General features: G+C 46.4%; 7 protein-coding genes. 5 read left to right on the top strand and 2 right to left on the bottom strand.

Features of this window, described 5'->3' with window-relative positions:
* Positions 1-463: 463 nt before the first annotated feature.
* The 5 genes from RIG68_RS05980 to RIG68_RS05960 all read left to right on the top strand — a co-directional run bounded on the left by RIG68_RS05980 (position 464) and on the right by RIG68_RS05960 (position 7,123).
* Positions 464-2,200, top strand: coding sequence for a GMC oxidoreductase (locus RIG68_RS05980; RefSeq protein ID WP_350119844.1), 1,737 nt, complete (start codon positions 464-466; stop codon positions 2,198-2,200).
* Between the two features lie 5 nt (positions 2,201-2,205).
* Positions 2,206-2,838, top strand: a complete 633-nt coding sequence (locus tag RIG68_RS05975) for a gluconate 2-dehydrogenase subunit 3 family protein (protein WP_350119841.1) — start codon at positions 2,206-2,208, stop codon at positions 2,836-2,838.
* Positions 2,839-3,063: 225 nt separating this feature from the next.
* Complete coding sequence (locus RIG68_RS05970; protein ID WP_350119838.1) at positions 3,064-3,903, top strand: 3-keto-disaccharide hydrolase; 840 nt, start codon at positions 3,064-3,066, stop codon at positions 3,901-3,903.
* A 287-nt stretch (positions 3,904-4,190) separates the two neighbouring features.
* Complete coding sequence (locus RIG68_RS05965) at positions 4,191-5,348, top strand: YARHG domain-containing protein (protein WP_350119836.1); 1,158 nt, start codon at positions 4,191-4,193, stop codon at positions 5,346-5,348.
* A 53-nt stretch (positions 5,349-5,401) separates the two neighbouring features.
* Positions 5,402-7,123, top strand: a complete 1,722-nt coding sequence (locus tag RIG68_RS05960) for a hypothetical protein (RefSeq protein ID WP_350119833.1) — start codon at positions 5,402-5,404, stop codon at positions 7,121-7,123.
* Positions 7,124-7,179: 56 nt separating this feature from the next.
* Here the strand turns inward: RIG68_RS05960 and RIG68_RS05955 are convergent, their stop codons facing one another.
* Positions 7,180-7,977: a hypothetical protein gene (locus RIG68_RS05955; protein ID WP_350119830.1), complete on the bottom strand. Its 798-nt coding sequence runs from the start codon at positions 7,975-7,977 to the stop codon at positions 7,180-7,182.
* Positions 7,978-8,001: 24 nt separating this feature from the next.
* Positions 8,002-9,387, bottom strand: coding sequence for a hypothetical protein (locus RIG68_RS05950; RefSeq protein WP_350119827.1), 1,386 nt, complete (start codon positions 9,385-9,387; stop codon positions 8,002-8,004).
* Positions 9,388-9,442 lie beyond the last annotated feature (55 nt).

The raw sequence follows: 9,442 nt of genomic DNA, 5'->3' as shown, positions 1-9,442 counted from the left end.
TGCCCGACTTAAGTGTCTGTAATGCTTCCTCGAAAAGTTGCTCCAACTCACTCCGAGGTGGTCTCTTTGATTCCATTTCTGTCATAAGTTCTCATTTTATTTTTACTTATACTTATGACACACTTTTCTGAACAGTCTCTTAAAAGGCCAGAAACATCTCCTCTCCCGGCTTTTTCACACCTGCTGTTATGTTGCAGCAGCTTTGAATTACATCCCAGCAATACTGACTCAATCTGGTTGATCATACCGTTCCTGACACATGTAATAAAAACTTATGGGGCCTCCCCGGTATTGGTCAACTCCGGTCTTCCGTCTCCGGTCTCCCAACTCCATCTCCCATTCATCACCTCCAAACTCTCCCACTCATTCCTCTCCTACTTTAATACACAAACCCCTTTCCACTCCCAACCCTTTTTCGTAAAATGAAGGATATTTAGAAAACGCTTAATCTTTTTATCCTACTATGTCCGCATTTCAAATCAAAGAAGTCCCCGAGGAGTACGATGTGGTAATCGTCGGCTCAGGCGCTGGTGGCGGTATGTCTGCCAAAGTGCTTACCGAGGCTGGCGCCAAAGTGCTCATGCTGGAGGCTGGCCCCCATTTCGACTCCGCCAAGGGCGATATGTTCAAATGGAATTACTCTTCTCCACGCCGTGGTGCTGGCACCAAAGAAAGAGCATTTGGTGAGTTCGATGCTGCCTTCGGTGGCTGGGAGCTGGAGGGCGAGCCCTACACTCGCACCAAAGGCACAGAGTTCGACTGGTTTCGCTCCCGCATGCTGGGTGGCCGCACCAACCACTGGGGGCGCATCTCCCTGCGCTTTGGCCCCAACGACTTCAAGCGGAAAAGCATAGATGGCCTTGGCGACGACTGGCCAATCTCTTACGACGATATCAAGCCCTACTACGACAAGGTGGATGATCTTGTGGGCGTTTTCGGTTCAAAAGAAGGCATCTACAACGAACCCGATGGCAACTTCCTGCCCCCTCCCAAGCCTCGTGGCTACGAGCTGCTGGTAAAAAAAGCGTGTGACGAGATCAAAATACCAGTGATTCCTTCCCGCCTATCCATATTAACTCAGCCGCACAACGGGCGAGCCGCCTGTCACTACTGCTCGCAGTGTAACCGGGGTTGCAGCACACACTCCAACTTCTCTTCGCCCTCAGTGTTGATCGGGCCTGCATTGGCTACCGGCAACCTAACCATTCTGAATGGTGCCATGGCCAGAGAAGTGACTACCGACAAAGAAGGAAAAGCCACAGGTGTAAGCTATGTGAGCAAAGAAGACGGGCTGGACTACCACGTAAAAGGCAAGATCGTGATCCTGGCTGCCAGCGCCTGCGAGTCGGGCCGACTGATGATGAATTCCAAGTCGTCGGTACATGCTAACGGCCTCAGCAACAGCAGCGGCATACTTGGACACTACATTACAGACTCTACCGGTGCTTCCCGCTCGGCGCTAATTCCTGCCCTGCTGGATGGCATCCCTCACAATGAAGACGGCGTAGGCGGATTGCACGTGTATACTCCCTGGTGGCTCGACAACAAGAAGCTAGACTTTGCCCGTGGCTACCATATTGAAATATGGGGAGGCCGTGACATGCCGGGCTATGGTTACATGTCAGGCATCGAAAACCTCAACAAGCACCTGAAGCTGCCTGATGGCAAGACCCGACCTAGCGGCGGTGGTTACGGCGCTCAGCTAAAGCAGGATGCCCGCACGCTCTACGGCGCCACTGTGGGCTTCTCTGGTCGTGGCGAATCTATTGCCCGCTACGACAACTACTGTGAAATTGATCCAAATGTGGTTGATAAATGGGGCATCCCAGTGCTGCGGTTCAACTACACATGGAGCGACCATGAGATCAAGCAGGTGAAGCACATGCAGGATACCTTCGAGGAGATTCTGACCACCATGGGCGGTATTTTCACGGGGTCAAAACCCGGCCCTGAAAGCAACTATGGTATTGCGGCTCCCGGGCGTATCATCCACGAGGTGGGTGCCACCCGTATGGGCAACGACCCTAAATCCAGTGTACTGAATGCCTACTGCCAGGCGCATGAAGCCAAAAACGTTTTTGTTTGCGATGGCGGACCATTTGTATCGCAGGCCGACAAGAATCCTACGTGGACCATTCTGGCGTTGAGCTGGAGAACTTGTGATTACATCATTGATCAGATGAAACAACAAAACCTTTAATCAACATGGAACCAATTAGCAGAAGAGATTCCCTTAAATATATTACGTTAGCCTCCCTGTCCGCCACCGCATTGATTGCCTGTGAACCAGGCAAGGAAGGCGAAATGGCAGAACATGTGCACCCGACAGAGATGCCGGAGGGCTATGCCAACCTTACCCCTGAGGTAATGGAAATGCTTAGCCAGAAGTTTTTCACCGACGAGGAAAGACAAATGGTGAGGGTACTGGCCAATCTTGTCATCCCTGCCGACGACAAGTCAGGGAGCGCAGAAGATGCCCTTACAACAGAATTCATTGAATTCACTTTGATCGACAGAGAGTATATGCAAACGCCCATACGTGGTGGACTGCGCTGGATGAACATTGAAAGCACAAAACGTTTCGGCAAGAACTTCACTTCTATTTCAGAAGCAGAACAAAAGCAGATACTAGATGATATCGCTTATCCGCAGACTGCCAGTCCTGCATACAGCCAGGGAGTAGCCTTTTTCAGCACGTTCCGCAGCATGGTGCTTACAGGTTTCTATTCCAGCAAACTGGGCGTGGAAGACCTGCAGTACATGGGCAACCGGCCAACAGTTTGGAACGGTGCTCCACAAGAATGGCTCGACAGGCTGGGCGTGAGTTACGATGCTTAAACTTGCACCAGCTTGAGTGTGAAAGCACATCCTGGCTTTGTGAAAATTTGTAAATGAGTTTTAGGGTGTGTTTCACACCCTATTTCATTTCCAACCCTGCGTTTGTTGATTTATTTTTTACATCCCATTTTAAGTGTAGTGTCAGGGTGTGTCTTCACACCCTTCCGTTTCATCTTGTTCGTGAGTGTGTCCCTACACCCTAAATAACCCTTAAACCAACCAGCAATGAATATTTTAAAATACAAGGCATTTACAGCCACCCTTCTTGTCATCGCTTATAGCTGCTCTTCGCCTCAAAAACAAGCTGAGCAGGTAACTGAAACCCAACAGCCCGAATGGCAGCAGCTTTTCAACGGCAAAGACCTTGAAGGTTGGATTCCGAAGATCAGCGGACATCCAGTCAATGACAACTTCGGCAACACCTTCCGGGTGGAAGACGGACTGCTCACAGTTGCTTACGACCAGTACGACTCCTTCCGTTACCAGTACGGGCACCTGTTTTACAAAGAGAAATTCTCAAAATATATCATCGCCACCGAATACCGCTTCGTAGGTGAGCAGGCCACCGGCGGCGAAGGCTGGGCAGAACGAAACAGTGGCATCATGGTGCATGGCCAGGATCCTGCCACCATGACAGTGGAACAAGACTTTCCCATATCTATCGAAGTGCAACTCCTGGGCGGATTGGGTAGCGGTAAAAGACCTACGGCCAACCTTTGCACACCCGGCACACATGTATTTCTCGGCGACTCCCTGTTTACCGACCACTGCATCAACTCCACTTCACCTACTTTCGACGGTGAAGTGTGGGTAAGAGTGGAAACACTTGTACTGGGCGACTCGCTGATCCGGCACTATGTAAATGGCATGAATGTGCTGGAATACACCCGCCCTCAAGTGGGCGGCGGCGTAGTCAACGGCTTCGACCCGGCAGCCAAGCATGACGGCATGGCCCTCACCGAAGGCTGGATCTCCCTACAAAGCGAAAGCCACCCTATCCAATTCCGAAAAGTAGCACTCATGAACCTGGAAGGCATGGAAGTGCCGGAGGGATATCGGAAGTAGAAGATTCATGCAAAGAGTGTTAAAAAGGGGCAGAGAACACACGTTGCTGCTACTCTGCGACGTTTGCAATTGCTTCCCTTTGCGCTCTTGACGTGAACTTTCTCCATTGCGTTTTTGCTGGAAACATCCATCCATTGTCTACTAATATCGCTGTAGGAAGGTTGGCGAATAACAATCAGTGTTTTACTCTTAGTTGGTAAGCATAGGCTCGCTGTCTTAAACACCGGACGGATCTTCTTTGATTATGTTATAACTTTCACTAAGTTAACTAACTGAACCTGAATACTATGAGATCAACCGCCTCATTCGCACTGCTGTTAATAATAGCAATCAGCGCTTGCCAACAAGGCACAACCTCGTCTACCACAGAGTCTACGGAAAGCGTCGAGCAATTGGAAACGATCGAAACAGCCGAGCCTATTGAGAGCACCCCCTCGATAAATTCTATCAGGGACCTTATTTCTGCATTCAAGAAAAATGGCCCAATGGAAATTCCAGGGGAATTTAGTCAGAAGTACTTTGAGGGGCAGAATTACACTATTATCGATATTATTTCCGCAGAAGGACCACTTCTTTCCATTGCTGTATCACAAACCTATTCATCAGCATCCTATCAAGTATATACATTTACCTCCGACGGGGAGCTGCTCGATAGCAAAGTACTTTTATCATCAGAGGGTGGGGATATTTACCATTACAGTTTCGAAGTATTGTCGGATCGGAGCTTTGTACTCCATCGTGTACTTGACTTAACGCTCTACGACGGCACTACTGATGGGCCAATGACGGAGGAAGAAGAAAAAAACCTCACTGATCTAGGAAATATTGAAAGCTACTACGTCATTGACCACAAGGGAAACATCAGAGAATTTGGTGTGTTTAATATCGGAAATTGGGATTCAAAGAATCCATTATTAAATTACTCATTGATCTATTCTGGGCTATTGAGCGACCTTGATCTTTTTTGTTTTTCGAGAAGGCAAGGTTGTTCTCCCATAACTTGTTCAGACCAATTGGATTTCATTTTAATGAAAGATGACTCTGTCGTCGATCATTTTACGTCGACATCTGAGACAGAGAGTTCCCCAAAAGTTCAGGTGTTACATGACACATTTGTGCAGTTTATCGAAACTAAGCATGTATGGAATGAAACCGAAGATGGAGTAATGGACTTTGACGAAAAGGACAATTATACTGATGGGATAAGGTTGGCACTAATGGATCGCCAACTTATTGATTTAGGGAAAATTGAAAAACGCCAGGTTCGACTGTTTCGAAATCTCATTTTTGCAAAGTATGGCTACAAGTTCAAATCTGACGACTTAAAAGCCTACTTCTCGAAAATAAGTTGGTATCAACCAAAGCATGAAAACGTTGATGATATGCTTAGCGATGAAGACAAAGAACTGGCCACTTACCTGAAAGGTTTAGAGGATCAGTCCTGACACATTCAGCGTTGCTATCAAATTTTTTTGCGGAGTTTTAACGACCAAACTTTATGAAATATCCAGTCGCATTCAGGGTTTTTGGAGTCATCAATTTGCTCCTTTTCCTATTCCTGGCCCTCATGGTATTCGCTACGTTGGCAGGGAGCTATAGTTACACTCTGTTGCTGGCTCATGCTCAACTATTTGTAACGGTGTGGGTCTTAGTCGCCACGTTGGCGTGGATGTTTGCGGCAAAGAGCTCCTACCATTTCTTGTACTCAATGGGCTTTGCCTTAATAATACTCTGCGTACTCTGGCTCCTTGCGTCGTTTGATTTACCGTTTCCAAACAGGCAATCTGGTTCGGACAAAAGGGTTATGGCGATCATTTTTGGCTCCTTGCTCATCTACCCCATATTCTTATTCGGCGCACTTTTTTATCAACCACTTCAGCAGTGGACCTCTTCCCGTTTTAGCTTAAAGCATCTTGGCTATTTCACGCTTGTCCTCTTTATCACGTCACTATTGTTGACAGGCTTCGTTTGGGTCAACATCAGGTCGATCCGAATTCCAGTTGGCATTGCCAGTGCCACGCAAAACGATGAAATCAGTCACTCGCAATACCGACAAGTCACGTTTGAATACCCAATACTGACCAATGGATTCAAAAATGAATCTCTTCATCCCGACAAAAACAACTTTCCTGCCTTCGTTGAACTCGCATATGTCGCACAACGTCCATTTGATTATAGCAGCGCTCAAAAGCTAATTGTTGAAGTAGAACAAGGGTTTTCAGACATAAAAATCAGGTTTCCGCTGACAAAAATGGCTGCGTATGAGCTGAGGCCTTGTACAAAAGAAGGAAAGCTAATTGAGGGCAATCAGAGCTACTATATTGGAAAACTCACCCCATCGCTCTTCTACAGAATGTTTGATGACCCAACCACAACTATTTTCTTTGATGAGGGATTTGAGGAAGAGCTTGCTACCTATGAAGAAGAGGACGAATATGACCCTTACGCAGGCTACAATGGAGCAAAGCTGAGCAGTGAAACCAACCCACGTCTGAGAGGGCTTTTTCTAATTAATCTCTATCAAAAGAACCCAGACTACCGGGACTATTATTATGATATGAGTAATCCCATTGAGCTCGAGTATGATGGACAAGCCCTGAACTATGGCATGTTAAAATTGGGCATGCCCTATGTCGTTCCTGCATTTATGGGGGCAGTCAGGACATTCCAGGGGTTCCAGCATTATGAGATGGATAGCTACCTCGAGACTTTGACTGGCCAACCACTCTATCTGCAAAACGACAGTGAGGAATTGGAACGATTTAATTTAGTCAACCCTGAAATATTGTCATATGCAGAAGAAACCCTAATCCCCGTTCCTGATGAATATGCTGGTGGAAAAACCATGCAGGAAGTGTATGACATGATGTTCCAGCGGCTTGCCAGGATGGCGGTGTTGTCTCACAATCACCTGCACGACAGTTTGGATATAAAAGCCGAGGCCCGTGCCTATATTGATCTTGTTACATACTCCCGGGAGTTTTACGCCCCCACCTACCTCATGCAGAAATATAGCTCCCCACAAGAAAGGGCACTTGATGGAAGGAATGACACATGGACGCAGGATTGGGAGTTTATAGGCTTCTGGCTTAGACGGAACATCGACGGAACAGACAACTTAATTTGGGGCATCATCACCAGGGTAATGAATCAGTATGATAAAGAATGGTTTGACTCAAACGTGGCCAGTAACGAAGAAGGAGCACCACCACCGCTGTAGTAGTAGTAGTAGTATACTCGGAATTTATTGTCTATTCTGTGATCAGAAAACGCCTGCTAAAAGGAAAACTTCCCGGAATCATAAAACAGGGTGACAGTTTTTTCCGCATCAATGCTCGACCGTAGTTCCGGCAACCCTGCTAACCCCTCACTGAGAAGATCCCCCATCACCCGGAGGCTTATGTCCTTCCCACTTTTGGGCAATTCAGCAAGGTATCCAGCAGCCACGTTTTGATTGACATTTTCAGTGCCAGGTTTCATGAAAATTTTATAGTTGATATCGGGCAGCACCTGGCTGGTCACATTGTTCCATTCGCCTTCAACCAACTGGAGGAAGAGCAGCTCCGATTCGTCACAACACATTCCCCAGGTTGTCTTGTTGAAACCTACCAGGTCGGGCTGTCCCTTTTGTTTCCAAAAAGTAATCTGAAAACTCTCTCCACCTCCATCGCCGTTACACACAAATTCCATAAACCCATTTCGCCTATCCAATGCCTTGATGTTCGGAAAACACCCACCACCGGGTGAGCTCACCGGCTCTTCTTCCGTTTTAAGCACTGCCATTCTATCAAGCCCCCCAAATATTTGCGTGGGTGCCAGAAGGAAATAGTCCACAATCGAGTAGGGCTTCTTAAGGGAGTCCAGCAGTGCTTTATCGAAAGTAAACTCAGTCATTGCTTTGAATCTGCTTGTTGCTGGAGAGAGCAATACAGGTGCTTCTTCGACCGACTCTTCCTGAGAAACGATTTCTTCAACTTCGGCCGACTCTTCTACAGCAGCGTCCTGCGTATTGGTTCCCGATGTGCACGACAGCGTTACTGCTAAAACAACAAAAATAGAGAGGGGGCTTTTCATGATAGCATTGATTTTGTTAACTCGTTACTGAATAGTAAAAACTTTGGTCTTCTTATTCCACTTGTAAGCCATTTGCACAGTGTCTGAGGCCATTAGTGAACCATCCTCCTGTTTCTTAGATTTAAATTCAGTCACGCTCAGCATTCCCTCGTCGTCCAAATCTGCCATCGAGCCAGTGTTGAGTAACTCACCAACATCTACTTCTTCGGTATACATAAACCCATACCCCACAAATCCGATTTCAGTCATCATGGCTCTGATGGTCTTTTCTTTAAGATTCACATAAATTACATTATAATGGGTCTGGCGGCAGCAGACTGTACCAGTTCCGTTGTCCCATAAAGTAAGAAGCAAGTATTCATAGTCGCTGCTTTTTACCACTTTTTCTACCCGCCCTTGAAATGCTATTTTCGAGTAGTAGAAACCTGAGTCATTAGTATAAGTCAAAAAGTGATCACCATCCTTCATGCCAATATGTGTCCACCAAAATGTGTACCAACCCGCTGCTCCGGAAGTATTGTCTGTACGGTTGACCAACATCAAATCTGTCGGTGAAGTATCATCCTGCCTATACGAAGTTGCAAAACCATCTTCATCAGCATACACAACATTAAATTCGTCGCTGTTTATTTCTTCGTATTCGTTAACCCCAAAATCCTCTGTAGTTCTTTTCGAGTTCATTACCTCAATTGACTTTTTATGATACCCTTTGAAAGCTGTCCATAAATCATCTGCCGAGGTTCCGGTCAGTGGCTCAATATCGACCGCAAGACTAGTCTGTGAACCAAATACCCAACCATTTTTCCCTTCAAATTCAATGAAATACCAATAGTCAGGATCACCACGAATGACCTCAAATTGTTTTGGGTAGTCACTGACTATTTTGCACTTGTCTCCATTATTTAGTTTCATTACTACTTCGCCAGTACCTGCCTTATCCCTTATCCAAATATCATTTCCCACAATAGTGAGCATGTTTGACTCGGGCTCTTCAGGTGAAGAAGTGACATCGTCGCCAAAGTATTCAGCTTCTGATGCGCAAATACGCTCCAATGCCGCCATGTCAGGTAGCCGTTCGAAAGGCCTTCCATCCAATTTCAGATTTACCCCCTCTAAAGAAAAAATTGACTCTCGCTCATAGTCACTTTCCAAATTATCCTTTCGCTTCAACACGATACGTATATCCCCGTCATTGTCAAAAGAGGTAATGAAGGATTGTTTAGAAACCACGGTGCTGCCGTCACAGGTGAAAAAGAATAATTCCTGAGAAGAAGTTATTTCGAAAATGTCGGATCCATCAGTGTCGTGCCAAATGCCAATGAAGCCTTTTGGCCAGTCTACTTCATTTTTTTGGCTGCATGCATTGATAATGCATACCAACAGAAAGAGGTAGCCAGTTAGTGTCTTCATAGTGTGCTGGTTTTGTGAGCATTACACAATTTCGCACTTTTTTTCTTAAATCAAG

Source organism: Imperialibacter sp. (assembly GCF_040222385.1).
Classification (GTDB): domain Bacteria; phylum Bacteroidota; class Bacteroidia; order Cytophagales; family Cyclobacteriaceae; genus Imperialibacter.
This window is presented reverse-complemented; position numbering and strand designations above follow the sequence as displayed.